The sequence below is a fragment of the Streptomyces sp. NPDC007162 genome, from assembly GCF_040634175.1.
Taxonomy (GTDB): domain Bacteria; phylum Actinomycetota; class Actinomycetes; order Streptomycetales; family Streptomycetaceae; genus Streptomyces.
In genome coordinates, this window is the sequence record NZ_JBEYFC010000136.1 from 1 (window position 1) to 19,880 (window position 19,880).

At 74.0% G+C, this 19,880-nt stretch carries 22 protein-coding genes; 11 read left to right on the forward strand and 11 right to left on the reverse strand.

The features are described 5' to 3' along the window. The first annotated feature begins 88 nt into the window (after positions 1-88). From ABZ646_RS18350 to ABZ646_RS18360, 3 genes are all read left to right on the forward strand, one after another. Positions 89-505: a rodlin gene (locus ABZ646_RS18350; RefSeq protein ID WP_360519703.1), complete on the forward strand. Its 417-nt coding sequence runs from the start codon at positions 89-91 to the stop codon at positions 503-505. Positions 506-762: 257 nt separating this feature from the next. Further along, positions 763-1,014: a chaplin gene (locus ABZ646_RS18355; protein ID WP_360519705.1), complete on the forward strand. Its 252-nt coding sequence runs from the start codon at positions 763-765 to the stop codon at positions 1,012-1,014. Positions 1,015-1,132: 118 nt separating this feature from the next. Then, positions 1,133-2,362: a chaplin family protein gene (locus tag ABZ646_RS18360; RefSeq protein WP_360519707.1), complete on the forward strand. Its 1,230-nt coding sequence runs from the start codon at positions 1,133-1,135 to the stop codon at positions 2,360-2,362. A gap of 226 nt (positions 2,363-2,588) precedes the next feature. Here ABZ646_RS18360 and ABZ646_RS18365 read toward each other — a convergent pair whose 3' ends face one another. Beyond that, positions 2,589-3,929 carry an ATP-grasp domain-containing protein gene (locus tag ABZ646_RS18365; protein ID WP_360519709.1) on the reverse strand — a complete coding sequence of 447 codons (1,341 nt, stop codon included), beginning with the start codon at positions 3,927-3,929 and terminating at the stop codon, positions 2,589-2,591. A gap of 123 nt (positions 3,930-4,052) precedes the next feature. Here ABZ646_RS18365 and ABZ646_RS18370 point away from each other — a divergent pair, with 123 nt between their 5' ends. Then, positions 4,053-5,363, forward strand: coding sequence for a glycosyl hydrolase (locus ABZ646_RS18370; protein ID WP_360519711.1), 1,311 nt, complete (start codon positions 4,053-4,055; stop codon positions 5,361-5,363). Between the two features lie 14 nt (positions 5,364-5,377). On the opposite strand, the gene ABZ646_RS18375 is transcribed toward ABZ646_RS18370, so the two are convergent. From ABZ646_RS18375 to ABZ646_RS18415, 9 genes are read right to left on the reverse strand one after another with little or no spacing between them, the layout of a single operon-like run. Beyond that, on the reverse strand, positions 5,378-6,496 hold the full coding sequence (locus tag ABZ646_RS18375) for a GNAT family N-acetyltransferase (protein ID WP_360519713.1): 1,119 nt from the start codon (positions 6,494-6,496) through the stop codon (positions 5,378-5,380). Next, entirely contained in the window at positions 6,493-7,134 is a 642-nt protein-coding gene (locus tag ABZ646_RS18380) for a lipopolysaccharide biosynthesis protein (RefSeq protein ID WP_360519715.1), read from the reverse strand. The genes ABZ646_RS18375 and ABZ646_RS18380 overlap by 4 nt, the downstream gene beginning before the upstream one ends. Further along, complete coding sequence (locus tag ABZ646_RS18385; RefSeq protein WP_360519717.1) at positions 7,131-8,270, reverse strand: glycosyltransferase; 1,140 nt, start codon at positions 8,268-8,270, stop codon at positions 7,131-7,133. The genes ABZ646_RS18380 and ABZ646_RS18385 overlap by 4 nt, the downstream gene beginning before the upstream one ends. After that, positions 8,271-9,026 carry a polysaccharide deacetylase family protein gene (locus ABZ646_RS18390; protein WP_360519719.1) on the reverse strand — a complete coding sequence of 252 codons (756 nt, stop codon included), beginning with the start codon at positions 9,024-9,026 and terminating at the stop codon, positions 8,271-8,273. It lies immediately after the preceding gene. Continuing rightward, a complete protein-coding gene (locus ABZ646_RS18395; protein ID WP_360519743.1) occupies positions 9,010-10,638 on the reverse strand; it encodes a lipid II flippase MurJ in 1,629 nt (542 codons plus the stop codon). Before ABZ646_RS18395 ends, ABZ646_RS18390 begins: the two co-directional genes overlap by 17 nt. 47 nt (positions 10,639-10,685) lie before the next feature. Continuing rightward, positions 10,686-11,975: an O-antigen ligase family protein gene (locus tag ABZ646_RS18400; RefSeq protein ID WP_360519721.1), complete on the reverse strand. Its 1,290-nt coding sequence runs from the start codon at positions 11,973-11,975 to the stop codon at positions 10,686-10,688. A gap of 2 nt (positions 11,976-11,977) precedes the next feature. After that, positions 11,978-13,399 carry an exopolysaccharide biosynthesis polyprenyl glycosylphosphotransferase gene (locus ABZ646_RS18405; RefSeq protein WP_360519723.1) on the reverse strand — a complete coding sequence of 474 codons (1,422 nt, stop codon included), beginning with the start codon at positions 13,397-13,399 and terminating at the stop codon, positions 11,978-11,980. After that, positions 13,396-14,565, reverse strand: coding sequence for a glycosyltransferase family 4 protein (locus tag ABZ646_RS18410; RefSeq protein WP_360519725.1), 1,170 nt, complete (start codon positions 14,563-14,565; stop codon positions 13,396-13,398). The genes ABZ646_RS18405 and ABZ646_RS18410 overlap by 4 nt, the downstream gene beginning before the upstream one ends. 55 nt (positions 14,566-14,620) lie before the next feature. After that, positions 14,621-15,067 carry a hypothetical protein gene (locus ABZ646_RS18415; RefSeq protein WP_360519727.1) on the reverse strand — a complete coding sequence of 149 codons (447 nt, stop codon included), beginning with the start codon at positions 15,065-15,067 and terminating at the stop codon, positions 14,621-14,623. Positions 15,068-15,321: 254 nt separating this feature from the next. Between ABZ646_RS18415 and ABZ646_RS18420 the strand changes: the two genes are divergently transcribed. The 7 genes from ABZ646_RS18420 to ABZ646_RS18450 all read left to right on the forward strand — a co-directional run bounded on the left by ABZ646_RS18420 (position 15,322) and on the right by ABZ646_RS18450 (position 19,445). Beyond that, complete coding sequence (locus tag ABZ646_RS18420) at positions 15,322-15,561, forward strand: chaplin (RefSeq protein WP_360519729.1); 240 nt, start codon at positions 15,322-15,324, stop codon at positions 15,559-15,561. 215 nt (positions 15,562-15,776) lie between these two features. After that, entirely contained in the window at positions 15,777-16,067 is a 291-nt protein-coding gene (locus tag ABZ646_RS18425) for a hypothetical protein (RefSeq protein WP_360519745.1), read from the forward strand. 142 nt (positions 16,068-16,209) lie between these two features. After that, positions 16,210-16,710 carry a DUF5949 family protein gene (locus tag ABZ646_RS18430; RefSeq protein ID WP_360519731.1) on the forward strand — a complete coding sequence of 167 codons (501 nt, stop codon included), beginning with the start codon at positions 16,210-16,212 and terminating at the stop codon, positions 16,708-16,710. Beyond that, positions 16,710-17,294, forward strand: a complete 585-nt coding sequence (locus ABZ646_RS18435; RefSeq protein WP_360519733.1) for a vitamin K epoxide reductase family protein — start codon at positions 16,710-16,712, stop codon at positions 17,292-17,294. The genes ABZ646_RS18430 and ABZ646_RS18435 overlap by 1 nt, the downstream gene beginning before the upstream one ends. A 162-nt stretch (positions 17,295-17,456) precedes the next feature. Further along, positions 17,457-17,978, forward strand: coding sequence for a hypothetical protein (locus ABZ646_RS18440; protein WP_360519735.1), 522 nt, complete (start codon positions 17,457-17,459; stop codon positions 17,976-17,978). 122 nt (positions 17,979-18,100) lie between these two features. Continuing rightward, positions 18,101-18,595: a tyrosinase family oxidase copper chaperone gene (locus tag ABZ646_RS18445; protein ID WP_360519737.1), complete on the forward strand. Its 495-nt coding sequence runs from the start codon at positions 18,101-18,103 to the stop codon at positions 18,593-18,595. Next, complete coding sequence (locus ABZ646_RS18450) at positions 18,579-19,445, forward strand: tyrosinase family protein (RefSeq protein WP_360519739.1); 867 nt, start codon at positions 18,579-18,581, stop codon at positions 19,443-19,445. The genes ABZ646_RS18445 and ABZ646_RS18450 overlap by 17 nt, the downstream gene beginning before the upstream one ends. Before the next feature lie 99 nt (positions 19,446-19,544). Here the strand turns inward: ABZ646_RS18450 and ABZ646_RS18455 are convergent, their stop codons facing one another. Further along, the gene (locus ABZ646_RS18455; RefSeq protein ID WP_360519741.1) at positions 19,545-19,829 is read right to left on the reverse strand and encodes a chaplin; all 285 of its coding nucleotides are present in this window, start codon (positions 19,827-19,829) and stop codon (positions 19,545-19,547) included. Between the last annotated feature and the right edge of the window lie 51 nt (positions 19,830-19,880).

Below are 19,880 nucleotides of genomic sequence, written 5' to 3' on the forward strand. Positions count from 1 at the left end.
GCTCCGTGCCGCAACCAATCCGGTTGCAGGGGGTTGATGCCGGACAGGAACGTCCGTCTTGGCCTGGAGCCAGGAAAGGAAAAGCGAAATGCTGAAGAAGGCAATGGCCGCGGCGGCGGTCGCCGTGTCCGTCGTAGGCGTGTCGGCGGCGGCAGCCCCCCAGGCGCTTGCCACCGGGAACGACCGCGGCACCACCTCCGCCAGCGGCAACGGGGCCACCGAGACGTTCGGCAACCAGGTGACCAAGGGCAAGATGAGCCCGCAGGCCACCCTGGTCCAGAGCTCGCTCAACAAGCTCTGCGTCGGCCTCCCGGTGAAGGCGAACGCCCAGGGCATCCTCGGCCTCATCGCCGCCGTCGGCGTGGCCCAGGACATTCCGGTCCTGTCCGCGCCGCAGAACCAGCAGTGCGCCGAGAACTCCACCCAGGCCAAGGGTGACGAGCCGGTCTCGCACGTCCTGGACGACATCTCGGTCCTCGCGGCCAACGGCGTCGCCAACCAGTGACCCCGGTCCCGTGGAGCCCGTCCGGGCGGTGCGCGTTCTTGCGCCGCCCGGGCGGGCTTTCGTCATGTCCGGTTGATTTCCGCTGTCAGCAGAAGCGTTTCCGCTCTTTGTGTCAATTCTCGGAGTGCGTTCGAGTGAATTGACCGACGGCACGCGTTCCTCAGTTTCTTCGGCTGTCTATTCCTCGTTCTACAGCCTGCCGGTCATGGTGCGAGCCGTTCATGCTGTGCTCGCTCGGTTTCGGCCGACATACGGGCATGACCGCAGAGAAGGGAAAGTTCATGAAGAAGACCGCTGCTGTGGTCGCCGGCGCGCTCCTGGCGCTGGGCGGTGCCATCCCCGCCTTCGCCAGTGCCGGTGCGGAGGGCGCCGCCGCCAACTCTCCGGGCGTTGTCTCCGGCAACGTGATCGAGGTTCCGGTCCACATCCCGGTCGAGGCGTGCGGCGACACCGTCGACGTCATCGCGCTGCTGAACCCGGCGCTCGCCGCCACCTGCGCCAACAGCTGACGACGTCACTCAGCTCACCAGCCTCCCGGCTGTCACGGCCGGCCTCGGATCGTCGATTCTTCGCATCTGCGTTCCGAGGCCGGCCTTTCCCACTTCTTCAAGCAGGAAGACCACGAGATTGCGACAGACCCTCAGCAGGGGGATGCTCGCGGCCGCCGCCGCGACGAGCATCCTGTCCCTGTACGGCAGTCCCGCGCTCGCGGGCACGGACGCGACCGGGGCCGCAGCCGGCCCGCCGGGTGTCGTGTCCGGCAGCGACGCCCATGGACCGGCGGGCGTTCCGGCCGGTGCCTGCGGCAACTCCTGTGCGAACGGCTCGGGTTCGGACGAGCACAGCGCCGACCGCGCCCCCGAGAAGTCCGCCGCCCCCGAGGCCGCCGCTCCCGAACCGGCGGCCCCCGAGAAGACCGACCGCGTCGAGGCCGCTCCGGCGGAGGCCGCTCACGAGGTCGCCGCTCCCGCCGAGGCCGGCCGCGAGGTGGCCGAACGTGTCGAGGCCGCCGCCGAGGAGGCTGCTCACGAGGCGGCCGACCGTGCCGGGGCCGTCGCCGAGGAGGCTGCTCACGAGGCGGCCGACCGTGCCGAGGCCGCCGCCCGGCAGGTCGCGGGCCCCGAGCAGGCCGACCGTGTCGAGACCGGCTCCGTGGAGGCTGCTCACGAGGCGGCCGACCGTGCCGGGGCCGCCGCCGAGGAGGCCGCCGGCATCAAGGCCGGCCACGGCGACTCGGGCCGCGACGACTCGGGCACCGGGATCCAGGTCGGCGGCACCGTGGGGCACGGGCCCGAGGCGACCTCCGGCAGCGAGTCGGGCACCACCCCGCCGTCCGGCAGCCGTGAGACATCCCCCGCCTACGGCGACAAGGCGCCCACCGGTTACGGCGAGGAGACCCCGCCCGCGTACGGCGAGCAGTCTCCGCCCGCGTACGGCGAACAGTCCCCCTCCGCATACGGCGACCACACCCCGCCCGCGTACGGCGAGCAGTCTCCGTCCGCGTACGGCGAGCAGTCTCCGTCCGCATACGGCGACCACACCCCATCCGGCTACGGCGACCACACCCCGCCCGGCTACGGCGACCACACCAAGCCCCCGCACACCTCCCCGCCGCCGACCACGAAGCCGCCGACGTCGCCTCCGCCGACCACGAAACCCCCGACGTCTCCACCCCCGACGTCGCCCCCTCCGTACACGCACCCGCCGAAGCCGCCCCACCACGGGTACCACCACCGGCCCACCCTGCCGCACACCGGCAGTGCGGCCATGATCGCGGCCTCGGGCGCCAGCGCCGCGCTGATCGCGGCCGGGGCGTTCCTGTTCCGCCGGGGCCGGGCCGCATCGCGCCGGCCGTAGCGGAAACCGGGTGCCGGACGCCCCAAACGCCCGGCACCCGTCCGTCAGCTTCCCATCGCGTCCGGTGCGGACTCCCGTCGCCCCGCCGGGACACCCCGGCCCGCGCAGTACACGTACAAGATGCCAACCGGCCCCCGCGGCCCACAGGTTGGGCGCCCAGGGCGCGTCAGGGCGCCATCGGGCGGCCGAACGCCCGCACCCGCGCCCACCGCCGGCAGGCCGTACCTCAGCACCTGCTCGCCTTCTCCTCACCGGACAGGTCGGGCGGGCCGGGCAGGCCGGACACCCCGGAGAGTTCCTCGGCCGGGGCGGCGGCCACGGTGGGCTCGCCGGCCTGCCGGACCACGGGGGAGTGCGCGATCCCCACCGGACCGGCCGCCCCGCGGCGCAGCCGCTCCAGGAGCCGGTCGAGGAGCCGCTCCGTCACGTGGCGGCCCCACAGCGCCCACATCGCCAGGGCCGGTCCCCGGTCGTCCGAGGCACTCCAGGCCAGTTCCCGGCCGCCCGGCGCCGGGCGCAGCGCGCTCAGCGGCGCGTAGTTCTCCACCACGAACGCCCGCCCGGCCAGCGGTACCCCGGCCGGCAGCGGACGGTCGGTCAGGTCCAGGTGCAGGGCGCGTACGACGTCCAGCCCGGCGCTGTCGGCGAAGAGCCGGAACTGTGCGCCCGGGCGCGGGTTGAAGTCGAGCAGGTGGTAGCGGCCGGTGCTGCCGCAGCGGCGGAAGTCCAGGTCGAAGATGCCCCGGAAGCCCAGCTCGCCGATGAGCCGCTCGGCCAGTGTCCGGACCTGCGCGTTCGGCGTCCACCGGCCCACCGCGGTCAGTCCGGCGTCGCGCGGCCAGGACCGCTGCTTGCGGCCGGCCCCGCCCGCGCGCACCGCCCCGGTGCGGTCGGCGTACCCGTGGAAGAACCAGTCGCGGTCCGGGCCGGGCGGCAGGAACTCCTGGAGCAGCAGCCTGCTGCCCGCCTCCTCGGCCCGCAGGAACAGCTCCCGCGCCTCCCGTGCCGAGCGCACCACGACCGTGCTGCGCAGTCCGGCCCCGGCCGGCACCAGCCAGGGCCGGCTCCACTTGGCGACCACCGGCAGCCCCAGCCGCCAGGCGGCGGCCGCCGCCTGCTCGGCGCTGTCCGGGACCAGCGTCCCGGGGTGCGGGATCCCGGCCGCCGCGCACACCTCGGCCAACTCCGCCTTGTCGGCGACACGTTCGGGCAGCGCGCCGGGCTGCCGCGGCAGCAGGTAGTCCGGCGCCAGATCCTCGCGGAACCGGCCCACCGCGATCGCGCTCGCGTCGTCCATCGGGATCAGCACCGCAGGACGGGTGATCCGCGCTGCCACCCGGCGCAGCACGGCCACGATCTCGGTGGCCGACGCGCCCGGCGCCGGCGGCGGATGCAGCTCCCGTACGAACCGGGAACTGCGGACCGGACTGCCGGCGGAGTCGGCGACCACGTGGACGTCGACACCGGCTCTTCCGAGAGAGCGTACGGCTCCCAGAGTGCCGTGGTGAAAGGGATTCCGGTCGATCCGCAGCAGCACCGCGGGGACCCGTACGTCCAGCAGGGACACGGACCTTTTCCTTTGCGTCGGTTCACCCGTGCGGGCGCCCGGGGCACCCGAAAGCCGCAGCCGCACTGGCGGAATTCATATTGATATGACTGAGTGTCAGTACCGGTGGAGAAAGGAGCGGTAATGGCTCCACAGCGCAGAAAGCGGCCCAGTTTCCGGTCGTCCCGTGTGGCCGTGGTCGCGGTGGCGGTCGTCGCCTCGGCGACCCTGACGGCCGGTCTCGGCTTCGCCGCGGGGCCGGGGGTGGTGCGGGTCGTCCCCCCGACCCCGGCCGCCACGCCCGTCCCGGCCGCCACCCCCACGACGTCCGTCCCGCCGTCGGCGGCTCCTCTGCCGGTACCGGCCAGTCCCACGCCGTCCGCGGCCGGCTCCGTCCGGGCCACCCCGCCGGCCTTCGGTGCCTTCCTCGACTCCGGGCCGCTCGGGGTGGCCCGCATGGCACAGCTGAGCAGCTGGCTGGGGGGCACCGAGCTCAAGGTCGCGCACACCTACCTGCCCGGCGACCGCTGGTCCGACATCGAGGGCGCCCCCGGCTTCCTGGACGTCTGGGCGCACTGGCGGCGGCAGCGGGCCGACCGGATGCTCGTCCTCAACGTGCCGATGCAGGAGCGCAACGAGGACGGCATCGGGGACGGCGAGGTCCGCTCGCTGCTGCGGCGGGGCGCCGCCGGCGAGTTCGACCAGCACTTCCGGGCCCTGGCCGAACGGCTGGTGGAGCTGCGCGTGCCGGACACGGTCATCGTGCTCGGCTGGGAGATGAACGGCATTACCTACACCCATCGTTGCGGGCCGGACCCGGAGGCCTGGAAGACGTACTGGAACCGGATCGTCACCACCATGCGCGCGGTGCCGGGCCAGAAATTCCGGTTCGACTTCACGCCGAGCCGGGGCCGTGACGCCGTACCGTGGACGGAGTGCTATCCCGGGGACAGCACGGTCGACGTCATCGGCATGGATTCGTACGACCAGCCGACCGGGCTTTCCTTCGACGAACAGGTGCGGGAGCCCTACGGACTCCAGCAGCACGTGGATTTCGCGAAGGCGCACGGAAAACCCATCTCCTATCCGGAATGGGGCCTTTTCCGCAACGGCGACGACCCCGAGTACATGCGGCGGATGCTCGCCTGGCTGGACGAGCACAAGCCGCTGTACAACACGCTGACCGACTACTGCCCGCACGGTGTCTGGCAGTGCTCGGCCAACCCGCGCTCCTCGCGGATCTACCGCTCCGAGCTGTTCGGCAGAACCGACGCCCCGACCCAGACCCCGACCGCGACACACGCCCCGACCTCGACACCGCCCCAGACACAGCTCCCGACCCCGGTGCCCGTGCCCACCGCCACCACGCCCTCGCCCGACTGCACCCTCATGGACCTGGGCGACTGGGTCGAGTACTGGCTCGGCGGGGAGCTCTGCGTCGGCCTCGACTGGTGACCACCCGTGCGGGACTAGTCCTGCCGGTGCTCCTTCCAACGACGCAGCACCTCCTTGACCCGCTGCCGGGCGGCGGCGTCGCACAGTGCCGCCGTCAGCAGCGGGGCGGTGCGCCGCCGGGCCAGCAGCAGCCGCTGGTTGACGACCGGCCGGGGCCGCCAGTGGTGCTTGTACGGCTCGTCGCCGCGCAGCAGGCTCAGCGCGCCCCGCTCGCTGGTGCCGGTGTGCTGGGTGCAGGCGTCCAGCAGCATCACGGCCACGTCCGCCTTGTGCTCCCGCAACCGCGGATGCGCCCCGTAGAGGTAGCCGCCGGCCAGGCTGGGCGACAGCAGGGTCAGGTCGACGGCGACCACCTCCTCGTCCAGCCTGAACTCGGTGACCACCGCGTCCCCGGAGCGCACCATCGGCCCCACCGAGCGCACCAGATGCTCCCGGAAGCGGGGCTGGAGGTGCTCGGTGGTCACCTTCCGCCCCTGCCACTGGAGCCGGTGCAGTTCCAGCAGCCGGCCGAGCGCCGCGTCGACGTCCTCCGGCGGTACGGCGTCCCGGCGCACCCCGAGGGAGCCCAGCTTGCGCAGCTTGGCGCGCACCCGCTGGGCCTTGTTCGACGGCAGCCGGGTGACCAGCTCCTCCATCGACACCGCGGGCAGCTCCAGACAGAGCGAGTCGGGCACCTTCCGGCACGGTCCGCGCCAGCGGTCGTAGACCCGTTCCACCGCACCGCCCGGCCGCACCTCGCGGAAGTCGATCAGTGCCGTCCGGGCCGCCCGTGCCAGCTCCTGGGTGAGGGCGCCGACCGCCCGGCCGTCGTCGGCGTCGGTGAGCAGCACGTCCGCGTAGTCCGAGATCGCTCCGCCCAGCGGCACCAGCGCGGGCAGCGGCCGGTGCACCAGCATCAGCGGGGCCACGCCGACGAGCTCACCGCCGTGCCGGACCAGGACCAGCCGGAGCCGGCCCGGGACGCCGTAGGAGCGCCACCAGGAGTGCAGCCAGGCGTGGCTCTGGAACGGGGTGGCCGTGCCGCACCGCTGGTAGAGGCGGTCCCAGGCGGGGGCCAGGGCGGCGAAGGCGGCCTCGTCGGTGACGAGTTCGGTGGTGTGCGCGGCGAGGGTCCGGTGGGCCGTCGTCGTCACAGCTGGCCGTGTACGTCGGCGGCGACGGCCGGACCGGGGACAGAGGCCTGCAACGCGGTCTCCTCCGGCCGGCGCCGGGGCCGCACCAGCAGGACCAGACCGGCCAGCAGGCCGCCCGCGCTCGCGCCCACCAGACCGGTCACCTTCGGCGATGCCGAGGTGGGCGCGGCCGGCTTCGCGGCACGGGAGAACTGGAGGAGTTCGACGTGGGTGTCGGCCTTGGTGCCGTTGGCGTGCTGGGTGAGCGAGCGGGCCACCGCGTTCGCCATGTCGGCGGCCTGCAGGGCGTGCGGCGAGGTGGCGGAGACGGCGACCATCGGCGCGTCCGGCGAGGTCTCCGTCTGCACGCTCTGCCGCAGGGTGTTCACCGGCACCCCGGCCCACATCTGGGCGTCCGCGAGCACCGCGAGCTGGGTGGCGACCCGGCCGTAGGCCTGCGCGAAGCCCTGTGCGGTGGCGGTGTCGGACCCCTCGGTGGGGACGGCGATGACATAGCTGGTGGCCGTGTAGGTGGCCGGCTCGACCACGCCGTAGGCGCCGCCCAGCAGGCCGCCCGCGACGATCCCGGCCGCCAGCAGCGACCAGGGCGGCAGTGCGCGGGCGAAGCGGCGTGATGCTCGGACGGGGTTCTCGGTCATGGCGTACTGACTCCCTGGGGTGTGGTGGCGAGTGCGGCCGCGTAGACGTCCATGAGCTGGGCGGCGCTGCGGGTGATGCAGTAGTGGCGGGCGGCCTCCGGCGCGGTGCGCGGACCGCGTCCGGCGGCGCGGACGGCGGCGAGCGCCTCGGCGTAGGCGCCGGCCCCGCCCCGGACCCGGCGGGCGCCCGGGGCGGCGGCGGCCGGCAGGTCCTCGACGGCCGGGCAGGAGCTGTAGAGCACCGGCAGTCCGGCGGCCAGCGCCTCGACGACCGCGAGCCCGAAGGCCTCCTCGGCCGACGGCGAGACCAGGACGTCCATCGCGGCGGTGAGCGCGGGCAGGTCGGGGTCCTCGGGGCCGGCGGAGACGTACGGCCGCTCGCCGGTGAACAGCACCCGGCCGGCGACCCCGGCGGCCTCGGCGACCCGGCGCAGCCTGTGCTCCTCGGGACCCCCGCCCACCAGCAGCAGCCAGTGGTCGCGCGGGAGCCGGGCGAGGGCCCGGACGGCGACGTCGAACCGCTTGCCGGGCGCGAGCCGGCCGACCCCGCCGACGACATAGGCGTCCTCGGGGAGCCCGAGCCGGGCCCGGGTGCGCTGCCGGACGGCCGGGTCGAAGCGGAAGCGCTCCAGGTCGATGCCGTTCGGTACGACCTCGATCCGCGGGCCCGGCACACCCCACCGGCGCAGCCGCTCGGCGACGGTGGGGGTGACGGCGACCGTGGACCGGCCGAGCCGCTCGCCCGCGAGGTACAACGCCCGTACCCCGGTGGTCAGTTCACGGCCCTCCAGCTGTGAGTCGCCGAGCGAGTGCTCGGTGGCGACGACGGCCCGCACCCCCGCCAGACGGGCGGCGATCCGCCCGTACAGACAGGCCCGGTAGAGATGCGTGTGGACGAGGTCGTAGCGGCCCCGGCGGATGAGCCGGACCAGCCGGGGCAGCGCGGCCAGGTCCCGGTTCCCGGCCATCCCGAGATGGACCACCCGCACCCCGTCGGCGGCCAGACCGTGCGCGACCGGCCCGGGGTTGGTGAGCGTGACCACGTCGCAGGGGACCGGCAGGTGGCGGAGCAGCAGCCGCAGTTGCTGCTCCGCGCCGCCGACCCCGAGCCCCGTGATGACGTGCAGCGCCTTCATTCACACCCCCTCCACCGGACGGCGGCGCAGCCGGTGCAGCCGGTACTTCAGGAACAGGCGCAGCGCGTTGTCGTTCTGGCCGATGTGCAGGCGGGGCAGGGCGTGCACGCTGTTCAGGTCGCCGGGGTCGATGGCGCAGGCGTAGCCGTAACCGGCGTCCCGCACCGCGTCGACGGTGCGCCGGTCGACGGCGCCGTACGGGTAGCAGAAACCCGCCACGGGCGTCTGGGTCAGGTCTTCCAGCAGGGCCCGGCTGCCGGCGACCTCGGCCTTGACCGTGTCGGCGTCGGCCCGCGTCAGGTCGACGTGGGTCAGCCCGTGCGAGCCGATCTCCACGCCGCCCGCCGCGGCCCGCCGGATCCCGTCGGCGGTGAGCAGCGGTCTGCGCCGGCCGAGCGGGTCCCAGGCGTTGTTGCCGCCGAGCCGGCCCGGCAGCACGAACAGGGTGGCGCCGCAGCCCCAGCGGTCGAGCAGCGGCAGGGCGTGGTCCAGGAAGTCGGCGTACCCGTCGTCGAAGGTCAGCCCCACCAGCCGGCGCCCCGCGCCGCGCGCCCGGGCGGCGAGCAGCTCGCCGACCGACACCCCGCGCAGCCCCCGCCGGCGCACCCAGCTCAGCTGTCTCTCCAGCCGTTCGGGGGTGACGGTGATCCGGTACGGGTCGTCGGAGCGGTCGCCCACGGAGTGGTACATGGCGACCCAGGGGACCGGGCCGGTGCGGGGGCCGGCCTTCTCTGCGGACTCAGTGGAACACGGCATGCGCGAGCCTTCGGGTGACGGTGCCGACGGAACGGAGTGCGGAGGCGAAGCCCTGGGCGTCCAGGGCCCAGCCGAGGAGGACGAAGACGACGGTCACGGTCGTGGCCCCGGCGGCCAGACCGGTCAGCGGATCCGCCGGGCGCCCGGCGGCGAAGGTCCCGACGACCGTCGCGACCACGGCGGCCCGCACCGGCCGGCTCAGCTCCGCCAGCACCCGCCGGGTGTGGATCGGGACGCTGCGCGGGCCGGTGCCGGCCAGCAGCAGCACGGCGGTGACGGTGATACCGGTGGCGTTGGCGGCGGCGATGCCGGTGACGCCGTACGGGCCGACCGTGAGGGCGCCGATCCAGGAGGTCACGACGATCCCGGCGACCATGGCGCCGACCGGGTACCAGGTGGCGCGGCCCGCCGAGAAGTAGGAGCGGACCAACGCGCCGACCATGGTCTGCCCGAGCAGCCCGAGCGCGTAGACCCGCATCACCCCGGCGGTCGCGGCGGTGTCCTCGGCCGTGAACGCCCCACGCTGGAACAGCAGACGGATGAGCTGCGGCGCACAGGCCACGACCACGGCGGCGCCGAGCAGTACGACGGCCGCGGCCACGACGAGATCCCGCTCCACCCGGAGCCGGGCCCGCTCCGTGTCGCCCTCGGCCAGCGCCCTGGCCACCACCGGGAAGGTGACCGTGCACAGCATCAGCGACATCGTCATCGGGATCTGCGCGACCTTCTGCGCGTAGTTGAGGTACGAGATGGCCCCGGAGCCCAGGTGCGAGGCGAGGAACCGCTCGATCAGCACCTGGGACTGCCGGCACAGCGCGAAGAGCAGCACGGTGGCCATCAGCGCGACGTTCAGGGGCTGCGTCCCGGCCCCGGCGGCCGCGCCGGACGCCCTGGCTCCGTGCCGTAACTGCTTGACCAGGACGGGAAGTTGTACGGCGGTCATCAGAACGCCGCCGACCGCGACCCCGAACGCCGCCGACCGCACGCCCCAGTGACCGCCGAGCGCGAACATCGCGGTGATGATGCCGGTGTTGTAGGCGACGTAGATCGCGGCCGGGGCGAGGAAGCGCCGGTGGGCGCGGAGGGCGGCGCTGCAGTACCCGGCCAGCCCGAAGGTCAGCACGCAGGTCGCCGTGAACCGGGTGCAGCCGACGGCGAGCCCGGGGTCGCGCAGGCCCGGCGCGAGCACCTCCACGAGCTGCGGGGCGCCCCCGATCAACAGGGCGCCGACACCGGCGAAGCCGAGGGCCAGCTTGGGCAGCGTCCCGGCGACCAGGGCCCGCACGGGGTCACCGGGCGCCCCCTGCGCCCGCCGGGCCAGGGCCAGACTGAAGGCGGGGACGAGCGCGAAGGCCAGGCCGTCCTCGATGAGCAGCGTGGCCGCGAACTCGGGCACCGTCCAGGCGACGAGAAACGCGTCCGTGTCCCGCCCGGCCCCGAAGAGCCGGGCGAGCGACTGGTCCCGGACGAGCCCGAGCACCGACCCGAGAATGGAGAGAACAGCGGTCCCGAAAGCCGCCTTGGCGAGGAAACCCCGGGAGGGATGCGCCCCCTCAGGGACGCGGGGCGGTGCCACCCGCGGCTCCGCCGCGCCGGCACGGTCAACCCCCACCGGCCCGCAGCCGACCTCCGACTCCTCCGACTCCCGCACCCCCGGAATCACGCCGCCCCCACCAACGCCCACCACGCCACCGCCCCGAACACCACCGCCGTGAGCACCGTCGACGGCCCTCCGATGTCGGCGTACGCGAAGTCCACGAGCTGCCAGATCAGCAACCCGCAGGCCACCAACGCGCAGTCGAGGCCCCGGCCGTCCCGGCGGACCCGCCACCACCCCCGCAACCCGCACACCAGCAGCGCCAGCCAGCTGCCGCCCAGTGCCAGCAGACCGAGCAGCCCCTGCTCGCTGAGCACCAGCAGATACATGTTGTGCGGCGACAGCAGCGGCTGTTTCCGGTACGCGGCCCCCGCCCCCTCCGTGTCGCTCCCGGAGGACAGCGCCAGCGAGGCGTGCCCGTCCCGGTACGCCGGGAAGTTCTTCAACCCGACGCCGGTGACCGGGTGTTCACGCCACATCCCGGTCGCCGCCGCCCACAGCGTGTAGCGGTCGACCACCGACTGGTCCGGCGCGTCCGTGACCTGCCCGATGCTGTTGAGCCGCTCCTGGAGCATCGCCGTACCCACCCCGAAGCCGCCGACCAGCACCACACCCGCGGCGACCGCGACCGCGGCCACCTTCAGCGCCTGCCGCAGCCCGGCCAGCGCCAGCTGGGCACCGCAGGTGAGCACCGTCGCGATCCAGGCCCCGCGGCTGAAGGACACGGCCAGCGGCACCAGCAGCCCGAGCGCGCAGGCGCCCGCGGCCACCCGCTGCCGTACCGGCGCCCGCCCCAGGGCCAGCCCCACCGCGCACACCAGGCCGAAGGCCACCACCGTGGCCATGCCCATCACGTCCTGCGGCCCGAACGTGCCGACCGCGCGGATCTCCTCGCCCTGGTACGACGCGCCGGTCCCGGTGACGTACTGGTGCACCCCGACCGCGCCCTGCCAGCCCGCGAGCCCCACGAACGACCAGGCCAGCAGCCGGAAGTCGGCCCGGTCCCGGACCAGCAGCAGCACGGCGGCCGGCACCAGCACGAACACCTGGAGATAGCGGCCGAGACCGGTCAGCCCCGCCCCCGGCGAGGCCGCGCCCGTCGCGGCCACCGCGAGCCCCACGACCGGCATGCCCAGCACCACGGCGGCGGTGGCGGACAGCGGGCGGCGCCGCTCCCGGACCACTCGCAGCGCGGCGTACAGCACGACCAGCGCGGACACCGCGTCGGCCGGTCCTGCGCCGCCCTCCGCGCCGCCCGGGGCGAGCGGCAGCGCGAGGACCGCGAGGACGGCGACCGCGGCCAGGACCGGCGGCAGCCGCAGCGGCCTGGCCGGCGACAGTGCGAAACTCATCGTCAGCTCCCCGTCGAGCGCACGAGCGCGGCCGCGGTGCGCAGCAGGATGCAGACGTCCTGCCACAGCGACCAGTCGTCGATGTAGGCGTTGTCGAAGCGGGCGCGGTCCTCGATGGAGGTGTCGCCGCGCAGCCCGTGGATCTGGGCGAGCCCGGTGATCCCCGTCTGCATCCGGTGGCGGGCCGCGTAGCCCGGGTAGGTCTGGCTGAACTGCCCGACGAAGTAAGGCCGTTCGGGGCGCGGGCCGACCAGGCTCATGTCGCCCCACAGCACGTTCCACAGCTGGAGCAGCTCGTCGAGCGAGGTCTGGCGCAGGAACCGGCAGAAGCGGCTCATCCGGACCTCGCCCGCGACGCTCCAGCGGGTCGCGGCCTCGTGCTCGTCGACCGGGCGGTGGGTGCGCAGCTTCAGCAGCGTGAAGGGGCGGCCGCCCTTGCCGATGCGCTCCTGCCGGAAGACGACCCCCGGCCCGTCGGTGAGACGCAGTACCGCGGCGCACACCAGGAGCAGTGGGCTGACCAGGACGAGCGCCGCCCCGGACACGGCGATGTCCAGGATCCGCTTGCCGACGCTGCCGCGCCGCCGCGCCCCCATGTCCAGGCGACGGCAGGAGAACCCGGCGAGCTGGTCGCGCATCTCGTACGCCGGTGAGTCGGCGTCGACCTCCCAGACCACGCAGCCCGACTCGGCCAGCGCCCGCAGCAGCGGGCCCTGTTCGGTGCGGACGGCGGGGTGGACGGTGAGGACGGCCCGGACCCCGTTCTGGATGAGGGCCCGCTCGACCTCCTGCCCGGTGGTGAGCACGGGCAGGCCCCCGGTGCCGTCGGGGTGCTCGGCGACCACGCCGACCGGGCGTACCCCGCAGTCCGGGTGGCGCAGCACGGCGGCGGCGACCCGTTGGGCGGTGGTGGCGGGGCCGATGACCAGGGCGGCCCGCGGCCGGCGCAGCAGGGCGACGCGTCGGCGCCGGTGGACCAGTCCGCGACCCGCGCCGGCCGCCGCCGCGTGCAGGGCGAAACCCAGCAGCAGGACGTGTGCGGACAGTGCGCGGTCCGGGTCCCAGGCGGCCAGGGCGGCGGCCAGGCCCAGCCAGACGACGGCGATCCGACCGCAGACGGCGGGGAGTTCGTCCAGTACGCCTGCCGTCCGCCGGGGCGTCGGCGGGCGCAGCAGTATCGCCCCGGACATCAGTACTCCGATCAGCACGGGCCGGCGCACGGCCGCGTCCAGGGCGAGCGCGCCGAGCAGGGCGGCGCACAGATCGGCGGCGAGCAGCGGCAACGGGGAGACGTGCCGGGCGGGCGGGCGCCGCAGCGGGAACCGGAAGCCGCCGGCGGTGCGGGCCGGCAGCACCGAGACGGGCGAGAGTGCGTGGTCCCGTGGCTGCGGGCCGGGGGAGGGGACGGTGCTTTCCGCGGTCACGAGTGGATGGACTCCCTGCGCTCAAAGGACACGGGCGGTCGCCCGCCGAGGAGTTCGCGGTACAGCTCCGCGACCGCCTCCGCCGTGCGCCGCACGTCATGGGTGGACTGGACGTGCCGCCGCCCCCGGTCACCGAGCGACGCGCGCAGCTCCGGGTCGAGCAGCAGCCCGGCCACGGCCCCGGCCAGCGCGCCCGGCCGTCCCGGCGGGACCAGGCAGTGTGCGGCGTGCGTGGGCGGCAGGCTCTCCCGGGCGCCGTCGACGTCGGTGACCAGCACCGGCCGCCCGCAGGCCATCGCCTCCAGCGGGGCCAGTGCCATGCCCTCCCAGCGTGAGGGCAGCACCACCAGGTCGGCGGCCCGGTACCAGGGGCGGGCATCCGCGACGGCGCCCGTGAACTCGACGGAGGCGGGGGCGAGCCGGCGCAGTGCGTCCCGGTCGGGTCCGTCGCCGACCAGCGCCAGCCGGGCCCCCGGCACCCGCCGGAGCACCTCGGGCCAGGCCCGCAGCAACAGGTCCTGCCCCTTCTGCCGGCACAACCGCCCGACACAGACGACGAGGGGAGCACGCTCGCCGGGGGCGGTCGCCGCCGGGGCGGAGCAAGTGGTGTCTGCCGGGGCCGGGGTGAAGTGGGCGGTGTCGATGCCGTTCGGGACGACCGTGTAGCGGGCGCGGATTCCGGCGTGCACGCCGGTCGCGCGCTCTGCCTCGCTGACGCACACCACTCGGTGCGCCCAGCGCGCGCCCCACCGCTCCCACCTGAGCGCCAGCGCCGCGGTGGCGCCGCCGACCGCCTCGAAGGACCAGGCGTGCGGCTGGAACACGGTCGGGACGCGCCCGCGCACGGCCAGCCGCCCGGCGAGCCCCGCCTTCGCGCTGTGCGCGTGCACCAGTTCGGGCCGCACCTCGTCGAGCAGGCGGGCGAGCCGTCGTACCTCGTCAGGGAGGCCGGCGCCCGGGGAGCGGTCGGCGTACCACCCGCGCACCTCGGCGCCCAGTTCCCGCGCGTGGGCCGCCAGTTCGCCACCGGGGCAGGCCACTGTGACCCGCAGACCGGCCGTGAGCTGGGCCTTCACCAGGTCCAGGACGACCCGGGCCACCCCGCCCTCGACGGGTTGCGTCAGGTGCAGGACCCGTGGCCGAGGGTCGGTGGCTGATCGGTGCATACGGGGATTCCTCGCTCACGGGGGCGCTCGGGACTGCGGGCGGGAACGCGCCGCACTACTGCACGTCCACGGCGGCGAGGAGCGCGCCCGCCCACGCCGCGTCGCGCTGGGAAACGAGCCTGAAGGTCGGCTGGTCACCGCCCTGCCCGAGACCGGTGCCGAGATCGAACACATCCGGGACACGGCCGAGCGTCTGGGCGTACGCGGGCTCACGCGGGGCGCGTACCGGGCCGGGCTCGTTGATCGTGCAGTCGAGTACGCCTTCCACCGGATCGGCGTGGTCGCGGAGCGGAGCGGGCGAGCGGTCGGCGGTGGCGAGGATGAGCGGACCGCCGATGCCTTTCCGGCCGCTGTTGTAGGGCACCGCACCCGCCCGGCCGTCGGCGCCACGCGGACCGGGTAGCCCGTTCGGCCGAGCGTGCGGTACCTCCGTGTGGCAGCGCTCGGCGACGAGCGCGCTCGTCACCGCACGGCACGGCTGCGAGCCCAGGGGATTGCGCATGACCGGCTTCGCTCTTTCCGGGAGAGAGGGACACGGCAAGAGTGCGATGTGCTGCCAATACGGGTGAGTCAGGCGGTTGGCAACTCTAGTCGCTATCCGTATTAATTCGCCAAAACCGGACAAGTGTGTCGGAGTGGTGAAGGCGGCTCCCCGGAGATCACTCCTTTGGCGGCACAACCCGGGGCGGCGCCACGCGTTGACACAGCGCTGGGCATCCGCCCGAATGTTTGTTTCGACCCCAAGGAGACCTCTCCATGTCGCGTATCGCGAAGGGCCTGGTCCTGTCCACCGCCGCCGTGGCGGCCGTTGCCGGCGGCGCCGGTGTGGCTGCCGCCAACAGCGGTGCGAACGGTGCCGCCACCCACTCCCCGGGCGTGGTGTCCGGCAACGTCATCGAGGTTCCGGTCCACGTCCCGGTCGCCGTCTGCGGCGACACCGTCGACGTGATCGGCCTGCTGAACCCCGCCTTCGGCGAGACCTGCCTCAACGACTGAGGCGGCTGTTCCGTCCGTCCGGCCGTTCGCCCGTGTGTCATGTGGGCGGACGGCCGGTCCGTTTTCCCCGCGTCGCCGCGAACTCGTATGTCTTCCGATGTCTTCCGACATCTTCCGAGAACGGGGTTTCCGGCTCGCCCGCACGTCGTTAGACACGGCGTCAGAATTCCCCCGGGCGGCTTGCGTTGCCGAAAGCCGCCGAAGAAAGGAACATGATGAAGTCGCTGAAGGCCGTCGCCGTCGTCGCCGGTTCCGTGGCTCTCGTCGGCGTCGCCGCGCCCGCGTTCGCCTCCAACTCCGCCGACCTCACGCCCACCAGCCTCAACGGCGCCGTGAACACCCTCACCAAGGACGGCCTGGACCTGAACCAGGCGATGCCGCTGCAGCACCAGTCGAACGCGCTCAGCACGGAGAACAAGCGCTCCCCGCTCAACGCGGTCAAGTCCGCGACCGGCGCCCTCAACCAGCACAACCCGCTGCTGGGCGGTCTGCCGCTGCAGAGCTGAGGCGCCCCCGGGCCGGGACCGTCGATGGGCCGTTCGAGGGACACCGAGGGGTGTCCCTCGTTCGTGTGGCCCGGCCGGCCGGCGTCCGCCGGTCGGGTGAGCGGGCACCCGGCCGCCCCACGGCCCGTCATAGGGTCGCGCGGTGACCTCAACCCCAAGCGAGACCCGCCCCTTCCGCCCCGCCGACCTCGGCACCCTCTCCGTGCTGGCCTGGAGCGGCGAGGCCCCCGACGGCAGCGACATGCCCTACCTGCTGGCCTACTCCCTCGGTGACGCCGAGGGCGGTCCCGAGGCCGCCGCGACCGCGGTCGGGACGCTGCTGGAGAACAACGGACTGCCGGTCGGCGGCGATCTCGTCGACGGCACCGACCGCCCCGGCCTGCCCGTCACCCTGCTCGTCGAGGCCGGCCACGCCGTCCTCAGCCTGGCCCCGCTCAACGCCCAGTGCCCCGCGCCCGAGGAGTGGCTCGCCGCCGTCGGCGAACGCGGCTACGCCTACCTGGTGTTCACCACCCGCCCCTGGCCCGCCGCCGAGCCCGGCAAGCCCGTCACCCCCGAGGCGCTGAAGGAGTTCGCCGGGGCCGAGGAGACCCTGACGGCCGCCGCCCACGTGGTGCTGCCCGCCCGCAGCCTGCGCGGCTGATGGCGAGAACCGCGGGCGCCGGCCGGGGGTTCGCGCTGCTGGCGGTGGCCGCGGGCGCGGCCGGACTGCTCGCCTCCTGGGTCATCACCCTCGACGAGTTCGCACTGCTGAGGAACCCGCGCTTCGTCCCCGGGTGCAGCCTGAACCCGGTGGTGTCCTGCGGCAGCGTGATGAAGAGCCGGCAGGCCTCGGTGTTCGGGTTCCCCAACCCGATGCTGGGCCTGGTGGCCTACGCCGTCGTGATCTGCGTCGGCATGAGCCTGCTGGCCGGCGCCCGCTTCCCCGCCTGGTACTGGCTCACCTTCACCGCCGGCTGCGCCTTCGGCATCGGGTTCGTGTCCTGGCTGCAGTTCGAGTCGCTGTACCGGATCGACGCGCTGTGCCTGTGGTGCTGCCTGGCCTGGGTCGCCACCATCCTCCTGTTCTGGTACGTCACCTCCTTCGCCGTACGCCACCGGTTCCTGCCCGCGCCGCGGTGGCTGCGAGAATTCCTCGACGAGTTCACCTGGGTGCTCCCCGTCCTGCACATCGGCGTCGTCGGCATGCTGATCCTGACCCGATGGTGGGATTTCTGGACGAGCTGAACAGTGGAATTCCGGAATCACCGAAGAGCGGACCGGTCACCGGCCGACTGGCGAACAGCCCACTAATGCTGCACCCGGGCGAATTGTGAACTGATGCCGATTTCGGCTCGTTACCCGGTACGGACGTCGCTCCTCTCGCATCCCGAAAGGCCCGTACCTGACATGAAGCCGACCACCCGAGGAACCCTTGCCGCCGTCGTCACGGGCGTCGCCGTCGCCGTCGCCGTGGGCGCCGGCGCCACGCCCGCCGCCGCGACCGGCACGGTCCCCGTCCCCGTGCCCCTGGACGGCGTCGAGAAGTCCCTCCACATGGAGATGCCCAAGCTCGGCATGGAGCTGCCGCTGCTGATCCCCGGCGTTCCCGAGGCGCCGCGCTACGTCGAGGGCCGGCTCATCCCGGAGCACGCGCTGCCGCAGGTGCCGATGAACGGCGTGCTGCCGGGGGCCGACCTCAGGCTGCCGCTCCCGCACGCCCTCGGCCCCGGCTTCGACCACGTCGGCGTCGACCTCCCCGCCTCCGACCTGCGCACCCTCACCCCCGGCCTGGCCCTGGACGCCCCCCTCACCGCGCCCGACCCGCAGCACTACGGCATGCCGCAGCTGAAGATGCCCGAGGTCGGCGTGCTCGGCCCGGTCCTGCAGACGGTCGTCGGCGGCGACCTGGGCGCCGGCCCCGGCAAGTGACGTCCGCCGTACGAGCTCTTTCGGCCGTTCCGTGGGCCGGATGGCGGCGCGGCGGTGACCGGGCGGTCCCTCGGACGGTTACCGGTACCGACACAGGTCGGTGAACCGGACGAGGAGTGAGCATGGTCGTCGGAGTCGGTGGTGTGGCGGTGGGCGCGGAGCCGGGAGCCGGACGGCCGGGCAGAGCCGCGGCGGGCAGACCGACGCGGCGCGAGCTGACGCGGGGGCTGTTCGCCTCCGCGGCAGCCCTGGCCCTCGCCCCGGTCGTCGCCGCCTCCCGCCCGGCCCTCCCGGCGGACGGGCCGGTGGGCACCTCCTTCGACGAGACCTACCGCGGCCGCCGTATCCGGGGCGCCCTGGTACCGGCGGCCGGACGGGCCGTCGGTGACGGCGAGTGGCAGGTCACCGTGGACGGCCGGCCGCTGCACCTGATGCGGCGGGCCGACGGCAGCTGGCTCAGCATGGTCGACCACTACAGCTCGTACCCCACGCCGCTGGCGGCGACCCGGGCGGCCGTCGACGAGATGGGCCCGGGGCAGCGGCTGCGCGATCTGGCGCCGGGCCCGATGGGCGGGGGACACATGCACACGGGGGCGGCGCATGGCGTACGTGCGTAAGGACGTCAGCAGGCTGACCGCCGCCGAGCGCAAGCGGCTCGTGCAGGCGTTCCTCGAGGTCAAGCGGCGGGGCGAGTACGACGACTACGTGCGGACGCACATCGAGTACTACACCCCCGACGGCGAGGACGGCCTGCGCGCCGCCCACATGACGCCCTCCTTCCTGCCCTGGCACCGCCGCTTCCTGCTCGACCTGGAGCGTGCCCTGCGCCGGGTGGACCAGTCGGTGACGGTGCCGTACTGGGACTGGACGAGGGACCGTTCGGCGTCCGGGGTGCCGTGGACGAAGGACCTGCTCGGCGGGACCGGCCGGGCCCGCGACCAGCAGGTGATGACCGGTCCCTTCGCCTATGCGGCGGGCCACTGGACCATCAGGGAGGGTGTCACCGACGGCGAGTTCCTCACCCGGGACCTGGGCCGCGCCCGCGACCCGTTCGACCTGCCCACCAGGGCCGAACTCGACCGGGCGCTGGCGGACCCCGCCTACGACGCCGCGCCGTGGGACTCGACGGCCACCCGGGGCTTCCGCAACAGGCTGGAGGGCTGGGGCGCCGGCAGCGGCAAGGCGTCCTGGCACAACCACAACCGGGTGCACCGCTGGGTCGGCGGGGCGATGGCCGGCGGGGCCTCCGTCAACGACCCCGTCTTCTGGTTCCACCACGCCTTCGTCGACCTCCAGTGGGAGCGCTGGAAGTCCCGGCACCGCGGGCAGCGCTACCTGCCGGCGAAGCCGCCGGGCCCCGGCGACCCGCAGCACGGCCGGATCGTCGCCCGCACCGGGAAACTGCCCCCGTGGGACGTCACCCCCGAGTCCCTGGAGGACGTGAGCCGGATCTACCGGTACGCGTGAGGGGAGGGCGTGAGCCGGACCCGCCGGTACGCGTGAGGCGTCCCGGGGACGGGAAGAGCCCCGGCGCGCAGGGCGCCGGGGCTCTTCGTGGCCGGTGGCTCAGGAGCCGTAGCCGCCGTTCTTGCCGTCCCCGCTCTTGAGGTGGCCTTCGTTGGTGCAGTGGTCGCCGAACGCCGGGTTCAGCAGACCGATCACGTCGACGGTGTCGCCGCACAGGTTCACCGGGATGTTGACCGGGACCTCGATGACGTTCCCGGACAGCACGCCGGGCGAGGCGACTGCCTCGCCGTTGGCGCCCGCGTCGGCCAGGGCCAGGCCGGCTCCGCCGATCACCACGGCGCCGGTGCCGAGGGCTACGACGGCGGCCTTCGCGATGCGAGACATCACGTTCTCCTTCTAGTTGCCTTGTTGCTCGGGGAGTGCGGCGGCAGGACC

What these genes read in the sequence shown, in the direction of transcription:
- ABZ646_RS18350 (WP_360519703.1), top strand. Translation starts at nt 89, where the DNA reads ATGCTGAAGAAGGCAATGGCCGCGGCGGCGGTCGCCGTGTCCGTCGTA.
- ABZ646_RS18355 (WP_360519705.1), top strand. Translation starts at nt 763, where the DNA reads ATGACCGCAGAGAAGGGAAAGTTCATGAAGAAGACCGCTGCTGTGGTC.
- ABZ646_RS18370 (WP_360519711.1), top strand. Translation starts at nt 4,053, where the DNA reads ATGGCTCCACAGCGCAGAAAGCGGCCCAGTTTCCGGTCGTCCCGTGTG.
- ABZ646_RS18380 (WP_360519715.1), bottom strand. Translation starts at nt 7,134, where the DNA reads ATGACCGAGAACCCCGTCCGAGCATCACGCCGCTTCGCCCGCGCACTG.
- ABZ646_RS18385 (WP_360519717.1), bottom strand. Translation starts at nt 8,270, where the DNA reads ATGAAGGCGCTGCACGTCATCACGGGGCTCGGGGTCGGCGGCGCGGAG.
- ABZ646_RS18390 (WP_360519719.1), bottom strand. Translation starts at nt 9,026, where the DNA reads ATGCCGTGTTCCACTGAGTCCGCAGAGAAGGCCGGCCCCCGCACCGGC.
- ABZ646_RS18400 (WP_360519721.1), bottom strand. Translation starts at nt 11,975, where the DNA reads ATGAGTTTCGCACTGTCGCCGGCCAGGCCGCTGCGGCTGCCGCCGGTC.
- ABZ646_RS18410 (WP_360519725.1), bottom strand. Translation starts at nt 14,565, where the DNA reads ATGCACCGATCAGCCACCGACCCTCGGCCACGGGTCCTGCACCTGACG.
- ABZ646_RS18415 (WP_360519727.1), bottom strand. Translation starts at nt 15,067, where the DNA reads ATGCGCAATCCCCTGGGCTCGCAGCCGTGCCGTGCGGTGACGAGCGCG.
- ABZ646_RS18420 (WP_360519729.1), top strand. Translation starts at nt 15,322, where the DNA reads ATGTCGCGTATCGCGAAGGGCCTGGTCCTGTCCACCGCCGCCGTGGCG.
- ABZ646_RS18425 (WP_360519745.1), top strand. Translation starts at nt 15,777, where the DNA reads ATGAAGTCGCTGAAGGCCGTCGCCGTCGTCGCCGGTTCCGTGGCTCTC.
- ABZ646_RS18435 (WP_360519733.1), top strand. Translation starts at nt 16,710, where the DNA reads ATGGCGAGAACCGCGGGCGCCGGCCGGGGGTTCGCGCTGCTGGCGGTG.
- ABZ646_RS18440 (WP_360519735.1), top strand. Translation starts at nt 17,457, where the DNA reads ATGAAGCCGACCACCCGAGGAACCCTTGCCGCCGTCGTCACGGGCGTC.
- ABZ646_RS18445 (WP_360519737.1), top strand. Translation starts at nt 18,101, where the DNA reads ATGGTCGTCGGAGTCGGTGGTGTGGCGGTGGGCGCGGAGCCGGGAGCC.
- ABZ646_RS18450 (WP_360519739.1), top strand. Translation starts at nt 18,579, where the DNA reads ATGGCGTACGTGCGTAAGGACGTCAGCAGGCTGACCGCCGCCGAGCGC.
- ABZ646_RS18455 (WP_360519741.1), bottom strand. Translation starts at nt 19,829, where the DNA reads ATGTCTCGCATCGCGAAGGCCGCCGTCGTAGCCCTCGGCACCGGCGCC.